Here is a 21,977-nt window from a genome sequence, read left to right as displayed (position 1 = left end):
GGTTTCCAGATCTTTGGGCATAGGCTCTTTGGCAAACGCGCGCCAATTGATCTGGGAGACCCGGCATGATTGCTTCCGCAACCCTTGCCCGCTGGCAAAGCGCCCTGCCATTCTGGATGTCCTTCCTTCTGCTGCCACTGGTCTGGATCGCTGCGCTGTTCGGCGGCTGGGCGCTGCTGTTGCCACCGCTGGCGACCTGGCATCTGTTCGCGGTGCTGGACGGCGTTTTCGGACTGAACCTCGACAACGAAGACCCGAACACGCCCGACAGCGAGCTGAGGTGGTACAAGGCGCTGACCTTGGCATGGGTGCCGCTGCAGTTCCTGACACTGTTCGGGCTGATTTTCTATGTCAGCGACGCCAGCCACCTGAATGGATTCGAAAAATTCGCGGTGTTCTTCGGCGTCGGCGTCGTCACCGGCGCCGTCGGCATCAACTACAGCCACGAGCTGATGCACCAATCCAGCCGGGCCGAGCGCTGGATGGCGGACATCCTGCTGGCGATGGTGCTCTATTCGCATTTCCGCTCGGAGCACCTTCTGGTGCATCACCGCTATGTCGGCACCCCGCGCGATCCGGTCACCGCGCGCTACAACGAGGGTTTCCATCGCTTCTATCCACGGGTTCTGCGCGAGTGCTGGCATTCCGCCTTTCAGGCCGAAAAGCGGAAACTGGCACAGAAAAATCGGCCCTGGACTGATCTGGCCAACCCGTTCTTCCGCTATTGGGCGCTGCAGGCGGCAATGCTGCTCTTGGCGATCTTGCTGGGTGGGTTAACCGGGCTTCTGCTGTTCCTCGTGCAGGCGGGGGTTGCGATCTGGCAGCTGGAGCTGGTGAACTACGTCGAGCATTACGGTCTGACCCGCAAGCACCTGGGCGATGGCAAATATGAACCCGTCCGCCCGCGCCACTCGTGGAATGCGGCGCACAAGGCGTCGAACTGGCTACTGATCAACCTGCAGCGCCACTCGGACCATCACTACAAACCCAACCGCCGGTTTCCGCTGCTGCAGAACTATACCGAGACCGACGCGCCGCAGCTGCCCTACGGCTATCCGGTGATGACGGTGGCGGCGATGATCCCGCCGCTGTGGCGCCGGATCATGAACCCGCGGGTGCGCCGCTGGCGGCAGAAATACTACCCCGAGATCACCGACTGGAAACCCTACAACAAGGCGCAAAACCCGCTGCCACGCTGACACCGCCCCCGCGCGCCGTTCAGTCCCAGGAAAGCACAGTCATCACCCGGTCCAGCCCGCGCACCTGCTGGTCCGGACGTCGGCGGCCGCCCTCCAGCAGATGCTGGCTGACCCTTTCCGCCTTGACCTGCTGCGCCACGGTCTCGCTGATGACAATATCCGCCTGCAGCTTTCGGGTCAGCTGCTCAAGTCGGGCGGCGACGTTGACCGTCATGCCCAGCACCGCGAACTCCAGTCGGTTGGCGCCGATGTCGCCAAGAACCGCCTCGCCGTAGTGGATGCCGATGCCGGCCCTGATCTCCGGCTTGCCCTGGCGCGTGCGCTCGGCGTTCCATTTCGCCAGGGAGGCCCGCATGGCATGGGCGCAGGCAAGCGCATTGCTGGCGTCCTGAGACCCAGCCACGGGGGTGCCGAACGTCGCCATCAGCCCGTCGCCCAGGTATTTGTCCAAGGTGCCGTGATGCCGGAACACCTCGCGTTCCATGCGGCCATGAAACTCGCGCAGGAGGTCGATCACAGCGCGCGGGTCCAGATCCGCCGTCAGCCGGGTAAAGCCGACGATGTCGATGAACAGCACCGCCACATTTTCGCTGCGCACCTGCTTCAGCGGCTCGTCGTTCTGCGACAGCTGATCAACCACATTGGGCGAGAAGTAGCGCGACAGGTTCGCACGCTCCCGTTCGAGGCTGGCGTTGCTGCGCAGCAGCCCGTTGAAACGCCGCACCGAGAACCCGAGCGTGATGGCCACCAGCAGAAAGATCAGCGCCTCTTGCACCCGCAGGCTGGGCACGAAACTGTTGGGATCAAAGAATTCCGCCAATTCCGGCTGGGTCGCCAGCGCCGCCTGCACCGCTTCGGACAACTCCGGCAAGGGTTCGGAAAACCACATCGCCAGCACCAATGCCGCAAGCCACATCGCCGCCGTCCAGGTTCCGATGGCGATCACCGTGCGCCAGGAATAGGCCATGGTACCGGCCGCCAGTATCACGAAGAAATACTGAAAGTTGTCAAAGCGGTAGTGCATCGCCAGCGGGAAGTCATGCTGGCTGAGCGGGTTGGGCGTCACCATGCCCACGGTCAGAATGAGCAGGTCGAGAAAGATCAGGAACAGCTCCATCTTGGAGCGACCGACCTTGCCTGCGCGGCTGATGAACCAGCCGTTCACGCACAGCAGCAGCAAGAAGCCGTGATAGTACAGAACCTCGATACCGGGGATGATGAAGGTAATGAACAACCCGATCAGGGGCATCATGATCCAGCGCGCCTGAACCGCCAGCTGCAACCCGCGGCGTTTGTGGGCGTCCAACGCGGCCTCGGCGAACCTGTTTTCGAACACCGATCCCTCGAGCCCGAGATCCCGCTGTTTGGCCCGCTCCCTTTCCCGCGCCTGCGCTGCGTCATCCAAATCCTTGGCTATCGCGGCACCTGCGAGCGCGGTTTCAGTCATCGAAAAGCCTTTCGTTGCGAACGGAGTGCAGATGCGCTTCCAAGATAAGGTCGCTGTGCGATCGCGGGAATAGCGCACCCCTGATAAAAAAGCAAAAAACCCCGCCTGGTGGAGGCGGGGCAAGGTGTGCGCCTGTACCGCAGCACAGGCGCCAGCAATTCAGTCTGGCTGTTCGGGACTGCCGGAATCAGTTCTGCATCTCGGCACGGATCTGCTGGCGCAGCACGTCGATGGGCACGGTCTTGCCCTCGCGCTTGAAGCACCAGTAGGTCCAGCCGTTGCAAGAGGGCGCGTTCTCCAGATGCGCGCCGACCTGGTGGATCGAGCCCTTGACGTTGTCGCCGACCAGCGTGCCGTCGGCGCGCACCTTGGCCTTGTGGCGGCGGTTCATCGAGTAGAGTTCCTCACCGGGGCGCAGCATGCCGCGCTCGACCAGCTGGCCAAAGGGCACCCGCGGAGCCGCCCGCTTGCTGGCCGAAACCTCCAGCGCCTCGCGGTCGTATTTACGCACCGCCTTGATGCGCTTTTCGGCAACCTTGCGATAGGCTTCCTCGCGTTCGATGCCGATGAATTCGCGGCCCAGCATCTTGGCAACGGCGCCGGTGGTGCCGGTGCCGAAGAACGGATCCAGCACCACGTCACCCGGGTTGGTCGCCCCGACGAGAATCCGGTGCAACAGCGCCTCCGGTTTCTGGGTGGGATGTGCCTTCTCGCCGTTTTCGTCCTTCAGCCGTTCATGGCCGGTGCAGATCGGCAGCACCCAGTCGCTGCGCATCTGGATACCCTCGTTCAACGCCTTCAGGGCTTCATAGTTGAAGGTATACTTGGCGCCTTCGGATTTGGACGCCCAGATCATCGTCTCATGCGCGTTGGTGAACCGCTTGCCGCGGAAGTTCGGCATCGGGTTCGACTTGCGCCAGATCACGTCGTTCAGCACCCAGTAGCCCTCGTCCTGCAGGACGGAGCCGACCCGGAAGATGTTGTGATAGGAGCCGATCACCCAGATCGATCCGTTCGGCTTCAGCAGGCGGCGCGCCGCCTTAAGCCATTCGCGGGTGAAATTGTCATAGGCCTGAAAACTGGAAAACTGGTCCCAGTGATCGTCCACCGCGTCAACCTTGGAATTGTCGGGGCGGTGCAGCTGGCCTTTCAGCTGCAGGTTATACGGCGGGTCCGCAAAGATCATATCGACCGAATTGGCCGGGAGGCTGTTCATCACCTCCACACAGTCGCCGCCAATAATCGTGTTTAAAGGGAGCGCTGCCGCGCCCTTTGTGATGGTTGTATTCATTGCTCTGCCTCAAAACCACGGCGCATTTTTGCGCTCATTAGGTTGTCCACAGGATGAGTCATCGCGGATTCGAGGTCAATTTGTTTTTTAGAACAACACCCTGCGGTTCACTCTTGATACAAGATGTTGTGTACGGGCTTAAAGGATCGCCGATGATGTGGGGTCACCCCCAGTTCAATTAGCGCATCGCGATGCTGTTTCGAGGGGTAGCCCGCGTTTTTCTCCCAGCCATATCCCGGAAACTGTTGCGCCAAATCCACCATCACCCTGTCACGTGCCAGTTTGGCAACGATCGAGGCCGCTGCGATCGAGACTGATTTGCCGTCCCCCTTGACCACTCCTTCGGCCGGCTGGGTCAGCCCTTTCGGAATCAGATTGCCGTCGATCAGCAGGTAATCCGGCGGAGGATCCAACGCCGCAACCGCGCGCTCCATCGCCAGATGCGACGCCCGCAAGATGTTGAGGGAATCGATCTCCTCGACGGTGGCATGGGCTATGGCGACTTCTGCGGACCCGAAGATATCGGCTTCCAGCGCCTCGCGCCGTTTCAGGCTCAACTTCTTGGAATCGTTCAGACCTTCGGGGATCGCCTCGGCATCCAGGATCACCGCCGCCGCCGTCACCGGACCGGCCAGCGGCCCGCGACCGACCTCGTCGACACCCGCGATGCGGAGAAATCCCTTGGCCCTGGCGGCCTGCTCGTAACTGTAATCTGGCTGGGTCATGCCCTGACAAACCCAATTCGCAGCTCAAATGCAACCGCCCGGTCAACGCCGCCAGAAAACGCAAGGCTGGGCACATGAAAAAAAAGGGGGGCTCTCGCCCCCCAGTCTGCTCGATTGCTGTGAATTCAGCGCAATACCATCCGATAGCCATGCTTGCGCAGGCAGTTCGGCTTGAAACCGACACGGTGGTTCCTGCCGTTCCAGAACCGCACCTTGCAGGCTGCGGGCAGAGCGCTGGTGCTGCCGTAGTGACGCTTCAGGCACAGGTTGCTGGCCAGCGGATAGGTCTGGCTGTAGTGAGGGAAATACTGCACGCACTGGGCCGGAAGGTTGTACTTGTGCAGTTTGGGCGGCAAGGGGCGGACCTGGCCGCCGGGATGATGCGGCTTGTGCGGGTAGTAATGGGGTTGTGTCACCGCGCGGTCATTCTTGCGCGCGTCGTTGATGGCAGCCCCAAGAATCCCCAGGAGAGCCATCCCGGCGATGAACTTCGCCACGTCCTCATCCGCGCGGGCGGGAGCGGCGGAAAAGCCGGTGATGGCGATCGAGGTTGCCACGATGAAAGCAATGAATTTGCGATGAGCGGTCTTTGCGGGTGTCTGGGCCATGCCGGAACCTTTCAATCGGGTTGTGCAGCGCATCCGGTGCGCCAGGATATCAAAACCTTCGCCCTGCCCCCGCCAGACAGGCAATATCGCCCTGATGTTATCGAATATCAGTGGCTCAAACCCCTGCGGTTATTGAATTTCGCCCCGTCGCCACGCAGGATGGCAGCATGAAACAGCATCTCCTTATCCCCGCCCTTGCGGCTGCCCTGCTGGGCCTGTCTGGCCCGGCACTGGCGGCGGAGTGTTACGCCGACTACAAGGCCAAGCAGGACAATCCCCTGCGACTGCACTATGGGGTGGTGCAGCTTGATGGCAGTTGCAGAAAACAGGCCGCCCGCGCCGAGATCAGCAGCCGTCTGGCTCCGTCAGGCTGGACCCTGCTGAATGTGCTGTCGGTCTTTGGCCCGGAGGGGTTGCAACAAAGGAAGGCCGATGCCGGACCCTATTTTCTCCGTTTCTGACGCCCGCACCGCCGGCAGCCGGGTGATCGCCTTCGGCATAGCCGCGATCGTCGCCCTGCTGGCGATTGCGGGGACGTTGCTTTTGCTGACGCTGCCCGATGCCAATGCCTTTAACGCGCGGGTGGAACGGTTGTTCGTCGAGAACGACCTGACCAAGCAGGCCGAAATCAAGTTGCTGGAGATCCTGGCGCAGTCCGGCACTGCTTTTGCCGACACCCTGGCCAGCTATCGCGCTGTGATTTTCGTTCTGCTGGTCTTTGCCGCCGCGATGATGGTAGCGGCGCTGACGGTTCTGGGCATGCTGGTGATGCTGAACCGGCGCATGGCGCAGATCGAACGGGCCGGTATCCAAGTCAACGAACTTCTGATCAGCCGCGACGAGAACACCGTCTACCTCAACAACATGGGTTTCAAGCTGACCCCCGCCGCGATGGAAACGCTGTCGGTCCTGGCGGAAGCCCGGCTGGATGACGACGTCTTGTCCGGCGCCGAGATCGAATCGGTGATTTCCGGGCGTGCCGCCTCGGATTGCGAGGAAGCGGCCGGCGCCACCCGGATCAAACGGCTGCGCGATACGCTCGGAAACCAGATGGTCAGCGAACTCCTGGTCAAGAACATCGCCAAACGCGGCTACGTCCTTTCTATCAGCAAGGACGTGATCCGCATGGTCTGAGCGCTTTCGCACACCATGCCTCATCGGGGGAGCCAGGCCTCGGGGATGCTTTTAGAAACAACCTTGGGCAGGCAACGGGCGCGGGGCGCCGCGCCCGTGCGGTCAATCCGGACCCTAGGCCGTGACCAAGGCTCGCTGGGCCGGATCCCCCATTGCCGCCAGCAAGGGATTGGCCGTTTGCCGGGCCTGAAAGGCGTCCTTGTCAATCAGCCCCTGCCAACCCAACTGCACCAGAGATTGGCCAACAGCGCCGCCCAGCGTCGTACCGGGACCGGTAATGATGAAGAGATCCGGCGCAAACTCTCGTGCTGCGGTTTGTACGGCGCGGGTGAAATCATAGGGCGCCACCACCTGATGACCCAACGTGTAGTCCCACAGCCGTGCGGTGTCGCTGGCGCCCGGCCACCAGATCTGCCCGCGCCCGTCGATCAGCGGCACATCCGGCTGGCGGAACATCTCCGCCGCAAGCCGCCTGCGCCCCTCCGCCGCAACGGGCTCCTGCAGGGGCGTGTGGAAGGCGGCGTGATTGGCCAGCCGCATCGGGAAGCGCTCGGCCACCACCGGCACCGCGACCTCGAAGGCCGCAAGACCGGCCTCATTGCCGGCCAGCACAAGCATGCCACCGAGATCGATCGACAGGGCCAGATCATGCCCGGCGCGCCCGGAGATCTCTGCCACCAGCGCCAGCAGCTCGGCCTTGCGCTGCGGATCGTTGCGCCAGTCCGCCCCGGCAAACGGGTAGACCAGCTGGCCACCGATCAGCTGCTCCTGCATCAGCGTGCCCATGGTGTTCACCACCGTGAAGCCGTCCGCAGCACTCAGCGCTCCGGCGGCGGCCAGCGCGATGTACCAGCCCATCGAATTACCGGTCACGGCGACCACCTCGATGTCCTCCGCCAAGCTGCGGGCATCCGCCAGGGCCGAGGCGTAGATCAGCGGCGACGCCACGTCCCCGCGCGAGTATTTCGACACCGAGAAGCGCGTTGCACCGTCGAGCGACGTGACCTCCTCCTGTCCGGCGGCCGCCCGTTGCGCGTCAAATTCCGCAAGAAGCGCGCCCTTGTCCGCATGGTGGCGGTGCAGGTAGCCCAGCTCGGCCTTGTTGTAGGTGCCCCGTCCGGGGCAAATCAGAACAGCGGTACGGGTCATGACGCGCCTTTCACGAGGGTCAGGGCGGCCTCGGCGATGCTGTCCTTGGACGGCAGCGTCGCGCCATAGGCGGGGCCGGTTGCAATGAAACAGTCGCTGGCGGCGATCCGCGCCGCGGGCACTTTGCCCCGTTCGGCGAACAGCGCCATCAGCGCCTCTGACTGGCTGCCGGTGGTGCGGCATTCGTCGACGATCAGCACATGCTTGCAGCCCTCCGTGGCCGCCAGAAGCGCCTCGGCCGGCAGGGGTGCCAGCCAACGCAGGTCGATGATCCGCGCCTGCACGCCCTTGGCGGCCAGATCCGCCTGCGCCTGTGCCGACAGGTAGCGGCCATTGCCGTAGGTCACGATCGCCAGATCGCTGCCATCCCCATGCACACCGACCTCGCCCAGAGCAATACGTTGCTCCGGTGCGGGATAGCTGCGCATCCAGCCACCGTCCTTGGCGGCGTGCAGATCCCGCATCGGGTAGAGCGCAATGGGTTCGACAAACACCACCACCCGTTGCTCTTCCCGCGCCAGCCGCACGCATTCGCGCAGCATCATCGCCGCCTCGGCCCCGTCCGAAGGGCAGGCGATCACCAGCCCCGGAATGTCGCGCAGCACCGCCAGCGAGTTGTCGTTGTGGAAATGCCCGCCAAAGCCCTTCTGATAGCCAAGCCCGGCGATCCGCACCACCATCGGGTTGGCGAACTGCCCGTTCGAGAAGAACGGCAAGGTCGCCGCCTCACCGCGCAGCTGATCCTCGGCGTTGTGGAGATAGGCGAGGAACTGGATTTCAGGGATCGGCACAAAACCGTTGTGCCCCATGCCGATGGCCAGCCCGAGGATCGACTGCTCATCCAGCAGAGTGTCGATCACTCGGTCCGGCCCGAAGCGCTGCTGCAGCTTCTGGCTGACGCCGTAAACGCCGCCCTTGCGGCCCACGTCCTCGCCCATCATGACGATCTCGCCATGCTCCAGCATCAGATCGGTTAGTGCCCAGTTGATCAGCCGCGACATCGGCTGCGGCTCCTCCATCGCGCGCAGGTCGCTGCCAAAGGCCGCCGCGCGTGCCTCGGCAGCGGGGCCGTTGCTGGCGGCGCAGGCGCGCTTGGGCGGGATCAGGCTCGCGGCCACGTCATCGGTCGTTTTCAGATGCGGTCGAGTCACCGCCTCGCCGCGCACCCGCTCCACCCGCGCGCGGGTGTCATTGTAAATCTTCAGCGCCGCATCGGGCGTCAGCGCCCCGGCCTGCCCCAGCAACCGCACGGAATGCAGCAGCGGATCATTGGCCTCATCCGCCTCCACCTCAGCCTTGCTGAGGTAGGTGGTCGGGACATCCGCCCCCGCGTGGCCATACAGACGCACCGTGCGCAGATGCAAAAACGCGGGTTTGCGGCGGGTGCGCACGTATTCCGCCGCCTCCTGCGCCACCCGGTAGGCGTCATAGATGTCCAGCCCGTCGGCCTTGAAATACTTGATGCCCGGCCGCCCCGCCATCGAGGCCTCAATCCAGCCCTTCGGGGTTTTCACCGAAATGCCGATGCCGTTGTCTTCGCAGACGAACAGCAAGGGCAGCGGCGTCGACTGGACCGAGGTCCAGCCCGCGGTGTTGATCGCACCCTGCGCGGTGGAGTGATTGGCCGAGGCATCCCCGAAGGAACACATCACGATGGCATCATCCGGCAGCAGCTGATGCTCCGGCCTATGCCGCCTTGCCGCCCCGATGGAATAGGCCGCGCCCACTGCCTTGGGCAGGTGGCTGGCAATGGTCGAGGTCTGCGGCGGAATCATCAGCGCCTTGGAGCCCAGCACCTTGTGCCGCCCGCCGGAGGTGGGATCCTCCGCAGAGCAGGCAAAGGACAGCAGCATGTCCCAGGTGATCTGCTGGCCCGGTACCTGATCCGCCCGGGCGATCTGGAACGCCGCATCGCGGTAGTGCAGAAAGGCCATGTCCGTAGGGCGCAGCGCACCGGCGACCGCCGCCATGCCCTCATGCCCCGAGGAGCCGATGGTGTAGAACCCCTCTCCCGCCTTCTGCATGGCGCGGCTGGTCTGATCCAGCGCCCGGCTCAGCACCTGCGCGCGGTAGGTGGCCACGGCCTCGGCTGCTTCCAGCGGTCCGGCAGGATCACGGCCCGGCGGCAGTTGCCCGGACTTTACCCGGTCGAGGAAATTCTGATGCACGATCTGAGCGCGGTCCATGCGGCCTCCTTGGGACGAAACGGCGCAAATATCGGCGCTTCGACCGCGGATTGCCACTGAGAACGGCGACTGCAATCATTCCAAAACGGAATGATTTATGCGGCATTCAATCCGAAACCACACGAGACCACACCCGCTGCAAAGCCGGGTGCGCGTGCCACCAACCCGGATCTCAGGCGCGTTTTTCACCCAGGGTGGCGATGCCCAGCACCTCCAGCACCTTGGCCTCGATCTGCGGCGCGTTCATCGCGGCCACGTCATACATGTCCGCCGGGCTGGCCTGGTCGATGAAGATATCCGGCAGCACCATCGAGCGGTACTTGAGGCCCGTGTCAAAGACGCCTTCCTCCGCCAGAAGCTGCGCGACATGCGAGCCGAAACCGCCCACGGCCCCCTCTTCGATGGTGATCAGCGCTTCGTGGTCGGCGGCCAGTTGCAGGATCAGCTCGCGGTCCAGCGGCTTGGCAAAGCGGGCATCGGCAATGGTCGGTGTGATACCCTTGGCGGCCAGCGCCTCGGTAGCCTTGCGGACCTCGCCCAGACGGGTGCCAAAGGACAACAGCGCCACGCGCTTGCCCTGCTGCACCATTCGCCCCTTGCCGATCTCCAGCACCTGCGGCTGCTCCGGCATCTCGACACCTTCGCCCTCGCCACGCGGATAACGGAACGCAATCGGCCCGTCATCATGGGCCGCAGCGGTAGCGACCATGTGAACCAGCTCGGCCTCGTCGGCGGCGGCCATCACCACCATGCCCGGCAGATTGGCCATGAAGGCGATGTCGAAACTACCCGCATGCGTCGCGCCATCTGCGCCGACCAGCCCAGCCCGGTCGATGGCAAAGCGCACCGGCAGCCGCTGGATCGCCACATCATGCACAACCTGATCGTAGCCGCGCTGCAGGAAGGTGGAATACATCGCGCAGAAGGGCTTCATTCCGCCTGCCGCAAGGGCGGCCGAAAAGGTAACGCCGTGCTGTTCGGCAATGCCCACGTCGAAGGTGCGGGAAGGGTAGCGCTCGGCCATCAGGTTCAGCCCGGTGCCATCGGGCATCGCCGCGGTCACCGCACAGATCTTGTCGTCCTGGGCGGCGAGCTTCACCAGCGTATTGCCGAAAACAGACGTGTAGGAAGGCGCGTTGGAGGGCGCTTTTTTCTGCTCGCCGGTCACCATGTCGAACTTAGCGGTGGCATGGCCCTTGTCACGGGCGCGCTCGGCGGGGCCGTAACCTTTGCCCTTCTTGGTCAGCACATGGATCAGGATCGGGCCGGTCGCGCGCGCCTTCACCGTGCGCAGCACCGGCAGCAGCTGGTCCATATCATGGCCGTCGATCGGACCCAGGTAGGAGAACCCGAGCGCCTCGAACAGCGTGCCCCCAACTGCCATGCCCTTCAGCATGTCCTTGGCGCGCTTGGCGCCTTCACGGAAGGGCTCCGGCAGCAGCGAAACTGCGCCCTTGGCGGCGGCCTTCAGTTCCTGGAACGGCTCACCCGCGTAGAGGCGCGACAGGTAAGAGGACAGCGCCCCAACCGGCGGTGCGATCGACATTTCATTGTCGTTCAGAATAACGATCAGCCGCTTGCCCAGATGGCCTGCATTGTTCATCGCCTCGAACGCCATGCCCGCTGACATCGAGCCATCACCGATCACCGCGATGGCGTCGCCCAGCCCCTCGGGGATCACACCGCCAAGGTCGCGCGCCACGGCAAAGCCAAGGGCGGCGCTGATCGAGGTGGAGCTGTGGGCCGCACCGAAGGGATCATAAGGCGACTCGGAGCGTTTGGTGAAACCGCTCAGCCCGTCCTTCATCCGCAGCGTGCGGATGCGGTCACGACGGCCCGTCAGGATCTTGTGGGGATAGCACTGGTGGGAGACATCCCAAATCACCTTGTCCCGCGGGGTGTCAAAGACCGCATGCAATGCCGTGGTCAACTCCACCACACCAAGCCCCGCACCCAGATGGCCGCCGGTGACAGAGACCGCAGAGATGGTTTCCTGCCGCAGTTCCTGCGCCACCTGGGTCAGCTGAGTGTCGGTCAGCCCCTTCAGGTCGGCCGGACGGCTGATCTGGTCAAGAAGCGGAGTATGGGGCCGTTCGGACATGGTGCCTCCTTGGGCTGCGGGCCGCCCCGCGGGGAGCGTTGCGTGCTGGGTTAGCTGTCGCGCGAGATAACGAAGCGCGCGGCTTCCTTCAAGGTTTCCGCCTCGGCGCCATAGGGGGCCAGGGCGGCGCAGGCCTCCTCGCACAATGCCTTGGCACGCGATTTTGCCGCATCCAGCCCAAGCAGCGACACGAAGGTCGCCTTGCCGGCCTCTGCATCCTTGCGCACGGCCTTGCCAACCTTATCCGCGTCGCCCTCCACATCCAGGATGTCATCCGCGATCTGAAAGGCAAGCCCCAGCGCCGTCGCATATTGGCGCAAGCGCGCGGGATCTTCGCCCGCTAGCACGGCGCCGACGGTGGCCGACCATTCGATCAGGCAGCCGGTTTTACGGCTTTGCAGCAAGGTGATCTGGTCCAGCGTCAGCGGCGCCTCGGCGGTCTCGGCGGCGATATCCAGCATCTGCCCCGACACCATGCCATCCTTGCCCGAAGCCAGCGCCAGTCCTCGGATCAGCGGCAACGCCTGCGGCCCCAGAGCCGGGTCGGCCAGCAGTTCAAAGGCAAAGCACTGCAGGCTGTCGCCTGCCAGCACGGCCATGGCCTCGTTCCATTTGCGGTGCACCGTTGGCTGGCCGCGGCGCAGGTTGTCGTCATCCATGCAAGGCAGATCGTCGTGCACCAGAGAATAGGCGTGGATACATTCGATCGCCAAGGCCGCCTGTAACGCGGCGGCCTGCGGCACGCCGTGCAGCCGGGCGCTTTCCAACACAAGGAAGCCGCGCAGCATCTTGCCGCCCGTGATCGCGTAACGCATCGCGGAGTGCAGCTCGTCGCCACCGGCCAGCTGCGCCTCCATATGGGCGGTGATCGCGGCCTGGGCCTGTTTCAGCGCCTGCGCAAAGGGGCGCGCCTGGCTGTCTGCGGCGGCGTTCATGGCTCAGTCGGCGTCCAGCGGCTGGGTGCCCTTGGGGGTGCCGTTGGCATCCAGGGTGATGGCGGCGACCTTTTCCTCGGCGCGCTTCAGCTCGTCCTCGCAGCGTTTCTTCAGCTCGGCGCCGCGCTCGTACAGCGCGATCGACGCATCCAGCGCCACGTCGCCGCGCTCCAGCTGGTCCACCACGCCCTCCAGCTCACGCATTGCCTGTTCAAAGCTCATCTGGTCCACAGGGGTCTCTGTCATGCCGGTGCCCTTATCAATTCTTCAACATGTGCGCGCGCTGCCGCGGCAAGCGCGTTCAGATCATATCCGCCTTCCAAAGTCGAGACGATACGGCCGCCACACAGCTCTGCCGCCAGTGCGCACAGCTGTGCCGTCAACCAGGCGAAATCAGCGGTGCTCCAGTTCAGATTGGCGAGCGGGTCGTCCTGATGGGCGTCGAAACCGGCGGAGATGATGATCAGCTCCGGCCGGAAGGCACGCAGGCGGGGAAACGCCTGCCCCTCATAGGCCGCCTGCATCTCTGCCCGGCCCGACTCCGGTGGCAGCGGCAGGTTCAGGATCTGGCCATGGGCGCCGTCTTCATCGGCGTGGCCGCTGCCCGGCCACAGCGGCATCTGCTGGCTGGTGATCACCAGCGCGCGCGGCTCGTCCCACAACAGATCCTGGGTGCCGTTGCCGTGGTGCACGTCAAAATCGACCACCGCGACGCGGCTGAGGCCGTGATGGTCCAGCGCGTGTTTTGCCGCCAGCGCCGCATTGCCGAACAGGCAAAAGCCCATGGCAGTGTCGGCCTCGGCATGATGGCCCGGCGGGCGCACCGCGGCAAAAGCGTTCTGTACTTCGCCGCCCAGCACCATGTCGACGCCACGCACCACGGCACCTGCCGCGCGAAATGCCGCGTCCAGCGAACCCGGCGACAGGAAGGTGTCGCCATCGATCTGCGCCCAGCCTTCCGCCGGAGAGGCCCGCCGCAGTTCCGCCAAGTAGGCCGCCGGATGAATGCGCAGTATGTCGTCTTCAGCCGCCATCGGGGCGGTGACACGCTTCAGCTCCAAAGGCTCCAGCGCATGCAGCACATGCTCCAGCCGGGCCACCCGTTCGGGATGGCCCTCCGGGGTGACGTGGTTCAGGCAATCGGCGTGGGTGATCAGGGCAGTGGTCGGGGCGGCGGTCATCAACTGGGTTCTCCTGCGGTCAGGTCTGGGGCGAGCCTAGGAGGCGGCAGGCGACAGCTGCAAGCGGTTTTGCCGGGCACGGCCCCGGACCGGACAGGATTTGCCGAAGAAGCGAGAAGCGGCGCGGGTCAGTCCGGCGCGAGCATGTAGCCGGCACCGCGCACCGTTTGCAGATATTGCGGCTGTTTCGGGTTCGGCTCGATCTTGCGGCGCAGGCGGGTAATCTGCACATCCACCGCGCGTTCCTGTGCCTGGCCGCGGTCGCGGCCCAGATCCTCGACCAGCTTGGAGCGGCTGACGGGCTCGCCGGGCTGCGCCGAGAAGATCCGCATCAGTTGGCTTTCGGTGGCAGTCAGGCGGATCAGCTCCTCACCCTGCCACATTTCGCCGCGCTCGATATCATAGCGGATGGTCCCGAGATGGAGCACCTTGGGCGCACTATCCTGTGCCGTGGTGTCCGGAATGCGCCTCAGGATCGCATTGACCCGCAAAAGCAGCTCCTTGGGTTCGAAGGGCTTGGGCAGGTAATCATCCGCCCCCGCCTCCAGCCCGGCGATCCGGTCCTCCGTCTCGCCCTTGGCGGTCAGCAGCAGCACCGGCGTCGTCATCTTTTCGCGCAAGTCACGGGTCAGCGAAATGCCGTCCTCGCCCGGCATCATGACATCCATGATGATAAGGTCGAACTCAAGCCCTGCCAGCACCCGGCGTGCATGCGCCCCATCGCGCGCCGCAGTTACCAGAAAACCTGCCCGCATCAGGAATTTCTTCAGCAAACCACGGATGCGTTCATCATCGTCGACGATCAGCAGGTGGGCATCGCTCATGGTGTGGCCTTTCAGTCCCGAAGCTTGGCATAGGCGCGGCGCATGTCCGCATCCATCATCGCCTCCAGCACCTTCTTGAAGCCCTGCACCGCCTCCGGCCCGGCCTCCTTGTAAGCGGCACGCATCCGGGCGCGCTGCGCATCCGAAAGCTTGGCCTCCAGCGCCTCGCCTTCCTCGGTGAGGTAGAGGTGCCGCTCACGCTTGTCCAATTCCCCGACCTTGCTGATCACCAACCCGTCACCGATCAACGTGCGCAGCACCCGGTTGAGCGACTGTTTGGTCACCCCAAGGATGCTGAGAAGGTTGTTCACCGTGGTTCCCGGCGAGCGGCTGATGAAATGGATGGCCCGGTGGTGCGCCCGACCGTAGGCCAGCTCGGCCAGGATCCGGTCCGGATCCGCAGTGAAGCCCCGATAGGCAAAGAACATCGCCTCGATGCCCTGGCGCAGCTGCTCGTCGGTCAGAAACAACAGGCTGGATCCGCCGTGTCCCTGCCCTGATCGCCCTTCCGGCATATGTCTTCCCTCGTCTGAACTTCCCGGCAGTTTATGTCAGCCTTGTTGACATTCCAAGGGTGAAGATGTATCGAATCTCAGCTTTGGCGCAAGATTGTGACCGCAACGGCCCTAAATTGCGCAACTATCGAAAATACTGCAAGGTGTAGGAGGCTGCGGCATGGCTGGCTATGACGACCGGGATGGTCTGATCTGGATGGATGGAGAATTGGTCAAATGGCGGGATGCCAAGGTGCATATCCTGACCCATGCGATGCACTATGCCTCTTCCGTGTTCGAGGGTGAGCGCGCCTACAACGGCAAGATCTTCAAGAGCCGCGAGCACTCCGAACGGCTGATCGCCAGTGCCGAGGCGCTGGACATTCCGATGCCCTACACCGTCGACCAGATCGAGGCCGCCAAGGAAGAGACCCTGAAAGCCTCCGGCCTGCAGGACGCCTATGTGCGGGCGCTGGTCTGGCGCGGCTCGGGCGAGGACATGGGCGTGGCCTCGGCAAGGAACCCCGTGCGCATGGCCATCGCGGTCTGGGGCTGGGGTGCCTATTATGGCGACGCCAAGATGAAAGGCGCCAAGCTGGACATCGCGGAGTGGAAACGCCCGAGCCCGGAGACCATCCCGGTGCATGCCAAGGCGGCCGGTCTCTACATGATCTGCACCATTTCCAAGCACAAGGCCGAAGCCAAGGGGTGCTCGGATGCGCTGTTCATGGACTACCGCGGCTACGTGGCCGAGGCGACCGGTGCGAATGTATTCTTCGTCAAGGACGGCGAAGTCCACACGCCGCTGGCTGATTGCTTCCTCAACGGGATCACGCGCCAGACCGTGATCCAGATGCTGAAGGACAAGGGCATCACCGTGCATGAGCGCCACATCATGCCCGAGGAGATGGAAGGTTTCGAGCAGTGCTGGCTGACCGGCACCGCCGCCGAAGTCACCCCGGTGGGCGAGATCGGCCCCTACAAGTTCGAAGTCGGTGCGCTGACCCGCGAGATCGCCGCAGACTACGAAAAGCTGGTACGCGCCTGAGCCGCCGCCAGTCTCTGGAATTACCGAACCCCCGCCACTGCGCGGGGGTTTTTCGTTGCCCGAACCTCCGAATGCTGCAACCCTGCCCTTTGCCCCGAACAGTGGCGCAGGGAGAACATGGTGGAACACGACACGGCATATGTCAGCTATCTGGAACTGGGCTTGCGGCTGTTGTGTGCGGCGGTTGCCGGAGCCATCATGGGGTTGGACCGGGAGCTGCGCGAGCGTCGCGTCGGGATGCGGACCTACATGATCGTGGCGCTCGGCTCGGCCGGTTTCACGCTTATCACCATGGAATTGTCCCTCGAGGCGCTGCAATTCGAGATGGGGTCGGACCCGACCCGCATCATGCAGGGGCTGGTGGGGGCAATCGGTTTTCTGGGGGCCGGAGCAATCATCCAGGGCAAGCAGAGCGTCGGGGGCATGGCAACCGCGGCCAGCCTGTGGGTGGCGGGTGCCGTCGGTATGGCCTCCGGGCTTGGCTACTACGTCCATGCGCTGATGCTTTCGGTGATCGCTGCAGGAATTCTGGCGCTCAGCCACGTGATGGACAAACGGGGCAGCGCCGACCGGCCGGATCTGGACGGCGAGTGATGGTCCGACACGTGCTCCGTCGCAAAAGATTTGCGATAGTTTCATCGGACTGAAGAGCAGCAGTTACAGTTCGCCCCCAAGACGCGCTCACCTATCCCTTTCCTTTTCGACAGGTGAGCTTCATGTCTTCAATTCGTTTTCCGCGTCCGACCCGCCGCGCCTTTCTGGCGGGCGGTACCGCCTTCGCCACCTCTCTGGCGCTGCCCGCAATTTCCCGCGCCGCCGCCCGGCCGCAGTTCACGCATGGGGTGCAGTCCGGCGATGTCGACGCCACTTCCGGCATGATCTGGACCCGCACCGACCGTCCGGCGAAAGTGATGATGGAGGTCTCCACCACCGAAAGCTTCGCCAACGCCCGCCAGCTGGCACCGATGAGCGCGCTGCCCAACCACGACATGGCCGTAAAGCGCCTGGTCGAGGGTCTGCCCTCGGACCAGGACATCTTCTACCGCTTCGTGGCGGCGGACCTGAATGACATCAACGCCGTGTCCGAACCCGTCGTGGGCCGGTTCCGCACCGCCCCCTCGGCGCGTCGTGACGTGCGCTTTGCCTGGTCGGGCGACACGGCCGGTCAGGGCTGGGGCATCGATGATGACGGCATGGCCACCTATGCCACCATGGCGCAGCACCGCCCCGATTTCTTCATCCACTCCGGTGACACCATCTATGCCGACGGGCCGATGCAGGACGAGGTCGAAAAGGACGGCCAGCTGATCTGGAAAAACACCACGCTGATCGATGAAAAGCGCAAGGTGGCCGAAACCCTGGACGAGTTCCGCGGCCAGTGGAAATACAACCTGCTGGACGAGCACGTGCGCGCGATGAACGCGGTCTGCCCGACCTTCATGCAGTGGGACGACCACGAGGTGGTGAACAACTGGTCCTCCTCGCGCAGCCTGATGGAGGATGATCGCTATTCCGAGAAATCCATCCATGTTCTGCAGGCCCGCGCCACCCGCGCCTTCCACGAGATGACGCCGCTGCGCATCACCCCGTCCGAGCCGGGTCGCGTCTACCGCAAGATTTCTTACGGTCCGATGCTGGATGTGTTCTTCCTCGACCTGCGTAGCTATCGCGGGCCCAATACCGAGAACCTGCAGGCCGAGCTGACGGACGAGAGCCGTATTCTGGGCGCCGAGCAGATGGCCTGGCTCAAACGTGAGCTGGCCAATTCCGATGCCACTTGGAAAGTGATTGCCTCCGACATGCCGATCGGCCTGGTGGTCGGCGGCGGCCAGGAGGCAATCGGCAATGGCGACAACGGCAGCGCCAAGGGGCGCGAGCTGGAGATCGGCGAACTCCTGCGCTTCATCAAGACCGCCAAGATCCACAACACCGTCTGGTTCACCGCCGACGTGCATTACACCGCCGCGCACTACTACAACCCCGACAAGGCCGCCTTCCAAGAGTTCGAACCGTTCTGGGAATTTGTCTCCGGGCCGCTGCATGCGGGCACCTTTGGTCCCAATGACCTCGACATGACCTTCGGGCCGGAGGTCAAGTACATCAAGGCACCGACCGAGGATCAGAGCCAGAACCTGCCGCCCTCGATGGGGCTGCAGTTCTTTGGCCTGGTGGACATCGACGGAGCCACCCAGCAGATGAAGGTGCGGCTGATGGACCGCGCCGACAAGGAGCTGTGGAGCGTCACGCTGGATCCGGTCGGCGCGTCGATCTGATCCCGGGCTGTGCCAGCAGCCAGTCAATCACCGCTTTGGTCCGGCCATCCGTGCCGGGCCAAAGCACATGGAACCCCAGATCGTCCTGCGGCGGTGCCTGCCACAGGATCCTCAGCGGCTGCGCGCCCAGAAAGATCCGCGGCACCAGCGCGATGCCCTGGCCGTTCAGCGCTGCATCCATCGCCAGCGCGGTCTGATTGAACTGAAGCAACCGCCCGGTGGTGGCCAGCCCCGCCTGCCGCAGCAGCCGGTCCCAGTGCCGGTGCCCGTCCTGTATCAGCGTCATTCGCGCCAGATCCGCAAGGTCCGGCGAATCTCCCAGTGTCAGAGCCGCATCTGCCGCCGCCACTGCGACCAGCTCCACCGGTGCCAGCAGCGCGGACTGCAAGCCGGCCTCCCGCGGTCTGGCCCCCTGGCGGATGGCGATATCGATGCCGTCACGCTTGAAATCTGTCAGGCTTTCCTCCGCCACCACCCGCAGGTCAAGATCCGGATGGGCAGCCTCGAACTCCGTCAACCTGGGTACCAGCCACTTGGCCGCAAACGAAGGCGGCACCGACAGGGTGACCCGCTGCACCGTCGGCGCCAACTTGTCGGTCGCATCGCGGATCAGCGCCAGCGCCTGGCGCACCGGCGCGTGATAGCTGCGCCCCGTATCGGTCAGCGTCAGTCCACGGGCGTGACGGTGGAACAGCTTGTGCCCCAGATCAGCCTCCAGCCGCCGCACCTGCTGCGCCACCGCGCCCTGGGTCAGGTGCAGCTCTTCGGCCGCGCGACCGAAATTCAGGTGGCGGGCAGCGGCATCAAACATCCGCAAAGCATTCAGGTTGGGCAGGCGCATCGGGGTTCAGCCAGTAGATTTTCTACAGCCTTGCGCGATGAGACATGATTGGTCAAGCGCCGCCACAGCCGCCATGTTCCAGGCAGCAGAAGGAGTAACACCATGACCAAGATAGCCCTGTTCACCGCCGCCGGCAGCGGCATGGGCGCCGACGCGGCCCGCCACCTGCGCGCCCAAGGCTACGAGGTGGCGATCCTGTCCTCCTCCGGCAAGGGCGAAGCCCTGGCCGAAGAGCTGGGCGGCATCGGCCATACAGGCTCTAACCTTGTGCAAAATGACCTGCAGGCGCTCGTGGACAAGGCGATGGGCCGCTGGGGGCGGATCGACGTGCTGGTCAATTCGGCCGGCCATGGCCCCAAGGGCGATGTGCTGGAAATCAGCGATGATGACTGGCATCTGGGGATGGAATACTACTTGATGAACGTGATCCGCCCGACCCGTCTGGTGGCCCCGATCATGGCGGCGCAAGGCAAGGGTTCGATCATCAACATCTCGACCTTTGCGGCGTTTGAACCCGATCCGCTGTTTCCGACCTCGGGCGTGTTCCGGGCCGGGCTGGCCAGTTTCACCAAACTCTTCGCGGACAAATATGCCGCAAAGGGCGTGCGGATGAACAACGTGCTGCCCGGTTTCATCGACAGCCTGCCCGAGACCGAGGGCCGCAAGGCGCGGATCCCGATGGGCCGCTACGGCACCGCCCGCGAAGTCTCGGCGCTGATTGCGCATCTTGCCTCGGACGAGGCTGCCTATACCACTGGGCAGAACATTCGCATCGACGGCGGGCTGACCCGGTCGGTCTAGGCAAATGCAACGAGTATGCCTTGTTAGAGCCTGTTATCCGCCCTTGGGATCGATCATCGGCTTGGCCTTGCCCCGCTGCAGGCCAAGCCGGTGCTCGCGCCAGATCACCAACGCATTGCCCGCCACGACCAAGGCGGCCCCTGCCAGCATCACGAGCGTCGGCCACTCGTTGAACCAGACATAACCGATGATGATGGCAAAGATCATCGAAGCGTAGTCATAAGGTGCCAGCATCGAGGCCGGGGCAAACCGGTAGGAGGAGGTGACCAGGATCTGCGCCACCCCGCCGACCAGCCCGGCCGAGACCAGCAACGCCAGCACGCGGGGCTCTGGCACTACCCAGCCGAACGGCGCGGTCAGCAGCGCCAGCACCGAGGCCGTGAGCGAGAAATAGAACACGATCGCAGCGGTATGTTCCGACTGCACCATGCGGCGGATGTGGATCTGCACGAAGCCGCGCGCCACCGTCGCTGCGACGACCAGCAGAACCCCCAGCATGGCGCCATCCTCCAGATCGCCGCCGAGTCGTGGCCAGATCATGATCAGAACCCCCAGCAGCCCGATGGCAACCGCGGTGATCCGCACCATGCGGATGGTCTCGCCCAGAAACAGCGCTGCCAGGATCAGGGTGAAGATCGGCGTGGCATAGCCGATTGCGGTGACCTCGGGCAGCGGCAGCAACGCCAGCCCCATGAAGGTCATCGCCATCGCCGATGTCCCGACCAGCCCGCGCCAGACATGGTACATCGGCCGCTTGGTGATCAGCCCGTGCCGCAGTTCGCCCCGCGCAGCCAGCCAGACCACGATCACCGGGATCGCGAAGAACGAGCGGAAGAACACCGCCTCGCCTGCAGGCACATGCGCGGAGGTGGCCTTGATGATCCCGGACAGGGCGGTGAACAGCGCGATGGCCAGTACCTTCAACAGGACTGCCAGCACAGGTCGATGCGATGTTAACGGTTTTGCCATGGCGCGACCCTGCGCCCAAGCGCCGCAAAGATCAATGGGCTGATTGCGCCCTGGCGGCCAATCATGTGGTCTGCGCCCCCGCCGCAGGCGTCGGCGCAGACCGTGGGTGTCAGTGCTGATGCGCGGCCTGCACCGCCTCGCTGCGCCATTCCTTCAGCGCCTGCATCAGTATCTGGAAGGCGGAGCTGAGGAACAGGCCGCCCATGATGCCGGCCACGATCAGGTCGGGCCAGCCGCTGGCCGTGCCCCAGACCCCCAGTGCCGCGATCATCACCGCCACGTTGCCGATGGCGTCATTGCGCGAACACAGCCAGACCGAGCGCACATTGGCATCCCCGTCCTTGTAGCGTGCCAGCAGCATGACCGAGATCAGGTTGGCCGCCAGCGCCATGAACCCGATCCCGCCCATCACATGCGCCTGCGGCACGCCGATGTAGAACACCTGATAGATGGTCGAGCCGAACACCCACAGCCCCATCAGCAGCAAGCTGACGCCCTTGCCCAGAGCCGCAAGCGCGCGGGTGCGCAGGGAGGCGCCGATCACCGCCAGTGAAATGCCATAGGTCAGCGCATCGCCCAGAAAATCCAGCGCGTCCGCCTTCAGCGCCTGGCTGTCGGCCAGCTGGCCTGCCCCCATCTCCACCGCGAACATGCCCGCGTTGATGGCGATTACCGCCCATAGCCTGCGTTTGTAGTCCGCCGAGACCCCGTCGAATTTTGCTTCGTGATTGCAGCAGCCTGCCATTTCTCTTGTCCTCGTTCTTGATTCGA

At 64.1% G+C, this 21,977-nt stretch carries 22 protein-coding genes; 7 read left to right on the top strand and 15 right to left on the bottom strand.

All coding sequences use genetic code 11. From position 1 onward, the window contains the following. Positions 1-65: 65 nt before the first annotated feature. Positions 66-1,199: an alkane 1-monooxygenase gene (locus tag AB9K35_RS23855; RefSeq protein ID WP_369929981.1), complete on the top strand. Its 1,134-nt coding sequence runs from the start codon at positions 66-68 to the stop codon at positions 1,197-1,199. Between the two features lie 19 nt (positions 1,200-1,218). Here the strand turns inward: AB9K35_RS23855 and AB9K35_RS23850 are convergent, their stop codons facing one another. From AB9K35_RS23850 to AB9K35_RS23835, 4 genes are all read right to left on the bottom strand, one after another. After that, positions 1,219-2,646: an adenylate/guanylate cyclase domain-containing protein gene (locus AB9K35_RS23850; RefSeq protein WP_369929979.1), complete on the bottom strand. Its 1,428-nt coding sequence runs from the start codon at positions 2,644-2,646 to the stop codon at positions 1,219-1,221. Positions 2,647-2,833: 187 nt separating this feature from the next. Next, complete coding sequence (locus AB9K35_RS23845) at positions 2,834-3,937, bottom strand: site-specific DNA-methyltransferase (protein ID WP_222454552.1); 1,104 nt, start codon at positions 3,935-3,937, stop codon at positions 2,834-2,836. Between the two features lie 107 nt (positions 3,938-4,044). Beyond that, positions 4,045-4,662 carry a ribonuclease HII gene (locus AB9K35_RS23840; protein WP_369929977.1) on the bottom strand — a complete coding sequence of 206 codons (618 nt, stop codon included), beginning with the start codon at positions 4,660-4,662 and terminating at the stop codon, positions 4,045-4,047. Positions 4,663-4,787: 125 nt separating this feature from the next. Continuing rightward, positions 4,788-5,270 carry a hypothetical protein gene (locus AB9K35_RS23835; protein ID WP_222454550.1) on the bottom strand — a complete coding sequence of 161 codons (483 nt, stop codon included), beginning with the start codon at positions 5,268-5,270 and terminating at the stop codon, positions 4,788-4,790. Positions 5,271-5,437: 167 nt separating this feature from the next. Here AB9K35_RS23835 and AB9K35_RS23830 point away from each other — a divergent pair, with 167 nt between their 5' ends. Both AB9K35_RS23830 and AB9K35_RS23825 read left to right on the top strand, forming a co-directional pair. After that, positions 5,438-5,731: a hypothetical protein gene (locus AB9K35_RS23830; protein WP_222454549.1), complete on the top strand. Its 294-nt coding sequence runs from the start codon at positions 5,438-5,440 to the stop codon at positions 5,729-5,731. Then, positions 5,703-6,404 carry a hypothetical protein gene (locus tag AB9K35_RS23825; RefSeq protein ID WP_222454548.1) on the top strand — a complete coding sequence of 234 codons (702 nt, stop codon included), beginning with the start codon at positions 5,703-5,705 and terminating at the stop codon, positions 6,402-6,404. The genes AB9K35_RS23830 and AB9K35_RS23825 overlap by 29 nt, the downstream gene beginning before the upstream one ends. Before the next feature lie 114 nt (positions 6,405-6,518). On the opposite strand, the gene AB9K35_RS23820 is transcribed toward AB9K35_RS23825, so the two are convergent. The 8 genes from AB9K35_RS23820 to AB9K35_RS23785 form a co-directional block, all read right to left on the bottom strand. After that, a complete protein-coding gene (locus tag AB9K35_RS23820) occupies positions 6,519-7,553 on the bottom strand; it encodes an ACP S-malonyltransferase (protein ID WP_369929975.1) in 1,035 nt (344 codons plus the stop codon). Next, a complete protein-coding gene (locus AB9K35_RS23815) occupies positions 7,550-9,739 on the bottom strand; it encodes a dehydrogenase E1 component subunit alpha/beta (RefSeq protein ID WP_369929973.1) in 2,190 nt (729 codons plus the stop codon). Before AB9K35_RS23815 ends, AB9K35_RS23820 begins: the two co-directional genes overlap by 4 nt. 172 nt (positions 9,740-9,911) lie before the next feature. Then, positions 9,912-11,840, bottom strand: coding sequence for a 1-deoxy-D-xylulose-5-phosphate synthase (dxs, locus tag AB9K35_RS23810; RefSeq protein WP_369929972.1), 1,929 nt, complete (start codon positions 11,838-11,840; stop codon positions 9,912-9,914). Between the two features lie 50 nt (positions 11,841-11,890). Further along, positions 11,891-12,775, bottom strand: a complete 885-nt coding sequence (locus tag AB9K35_RS23805; protein ID WP_369929970.1) for a polyprenyl synthetase family protein — start codon at positions 12,773-12,775, stop codon at positions 11,891-11,893. Between the two features lie 3 nt (positions 12,776-12,778). After that, on the bottom strand, positions 12,779-13,021 hold the full coding sequence (locus AB9K35_RS23800; RefSeq protein ID WP_369929968.1) for an exodeoxyribonuclease VII small subunit: 243 nt from the start codon (positions 13,019-13,021) through the stop codon (positions 12,779-12,781). Beyond that, positions 13,018-13,956 carry a histone deacetylase family protein gene (locus tag AB9K35_RS23795; RefSeq protein WP_369929967.1) on the bottom strand — a complete coding sequence of 313 codons (939 nt, stop codon included), beginning with the start codon at positions 13,954-13,956 and terminating at the stop codon, positions 13,018-13,020. Before AB9K35_RS23795 ends, AB9K35_RS23800 begins: the two co-directional genes overlap by 4 nt. A 128-nt stretch (positions 13,957-14,084) precedes the next feature. Further along, positions 14,085-14,780, bottom strand: a complete 696-nt coding sequence (locus AB9K35_RS23790; RefSeq protein WP_369929965.1) for a response regulator — start codon at positions 14,778-14,780, stop codon at positions 14,085-14,087. A gap of 11 nt (positions 14,781-14,791) precedes the next feature. Further along, positions 14,792-15,295 carry a MarR family winged helix-turn-helix transcriptional regulator gene (locus AB9K35_RS23785; RefSeq protein WP_369929964.1) on the bottom strand — a complete coding sequence of 168 codons (504 nt, stop codon included), beginning with the start codon at positions 15,293-15,295 and terminating at the stop codon, positions 14,792-14,794. 160 nt (positions 15,296-15,455) lie between these two features. On the opposite strand from AB9K35_RS23785, the gene AB9K35_RS23780 reads away from it, so the two are divergent. The 3 genes from AB9K35_RS23780 (at position 15,456) to AB9K35_RS23770 (ending at position 18,595) form a co-directional block, all read left to right on the top strand. Next, on the top strand, positions 15,456-16,322 hold the full coding sequence (locus AB9K35_RS23780; RefSeq protein WP_369929963.1) for a branched-chain amino acid aminotransferase: 867 nt from the start codon (positions 15,456-15,458) through the stop codon (positions 16,320-16,322). Between the two features lie 120 nt (positions 16,323-16,442). After that, complete coding sequence (locus tag AB9K35_RS23775) at positions 16,443-16,916, top strand: MgtC/SapB family protein (protein ID WP_222454538.1); 474 nt, start codon at positions 16,443-16,445, stop codon at positions 16,914-16,916. Between the two features lie 122 nt (positions 16,917-17,038). Continuing rightward, complete coding sequence (locus AB9K35_RS23770; RefSeq protein WP_222454537.1) at positions 17,039-18,595, top strand: alkaline phosphatase D family protein; 1,557 nt, start codon at positions 17,039-17,041, stop codon at positions 18,593-18,595. Here the strand turns inward: AB9K35_RS23770 and AB9K35_RS23765 are convergent. After that, positions 18,564-19,436 carry a LysR substrate-binding domain-containing protein gene (locus AB9K35_RS23765; protein WP_222454536.1) on the bottom strand — a complete coding sequence of 291 codons (873 nt, stop codon included), beginning with the start codon at positions 19,434-19,436 and terminating at the stop codon, positions 18,564-18,566. The two genes, AB9K35_RS23770 and AB9K35_RS23765, sit on opposite strands and share 32 nt — an antisense overlap. A 102-nt stretch (positions 19,437-19,538) precedes the next feature. Between AB9K35_RS23765 and AB9K35_RS23760 the strand changes: the two genes are divergently transcribed. Beyond that, the gene (locus AB9K35_RS23760; protein WP_369929960.1) at positions 19,539-20,237 is read left to right on the top strand and encodes an SDR family oxidoreductase; all 699 of its coding nucleotides are present in this window, start codon (positions 19,539-19,541) and stop codon (positions 20,235-20,237) included. A gap of 33 nt (positions 20,238-20,270) precedes the next feature. On the opposite strand, the gene AB9K35_RS23755 is transcribed toward AB9K35_RS23760, so the two are convergent. Together AB9K35_RS23755 and AB9K35_RS23750 are read right to left on the bottom strand one after the other, a co-directional pair. Then, entirely contained in the window at positions 20,271-21,206 is a 936-nt protein-coding gene (locus tag AB9K35_RS23755) for a DMT family transporter (RefSeq protein ID WP_222454534.1), read from the bottom strand. 109 nt (positions 21,207-21,315) lie between these two features. Further along, complete coding sequence (locus AB9K35_RS23750) at positions 21,316-21,951, bottom strand: cation transporter (protein WP_369929957.1); 636 nt, start codon at positions 21,949-21,951, stop codon at positions 21,316-21,318. Positions 21,952-21,977: the final 26 nt, after the last annotated feature.

Origin of the sequence: Leisingera sp. XS_AS12 (assembly GCF_041224635.1) — a bacterium.
GTDB lineage: Bacteria > Pseudomonadota > Alphaproteobacteria > Rhodobacterales > Rhodobacteraceae > Leisingera.
The sequence above is the reverse complement of the archived record's forward strand: the minus strand, read 5'-3'. Positions and strand labels throughout refer to the sequence as shown.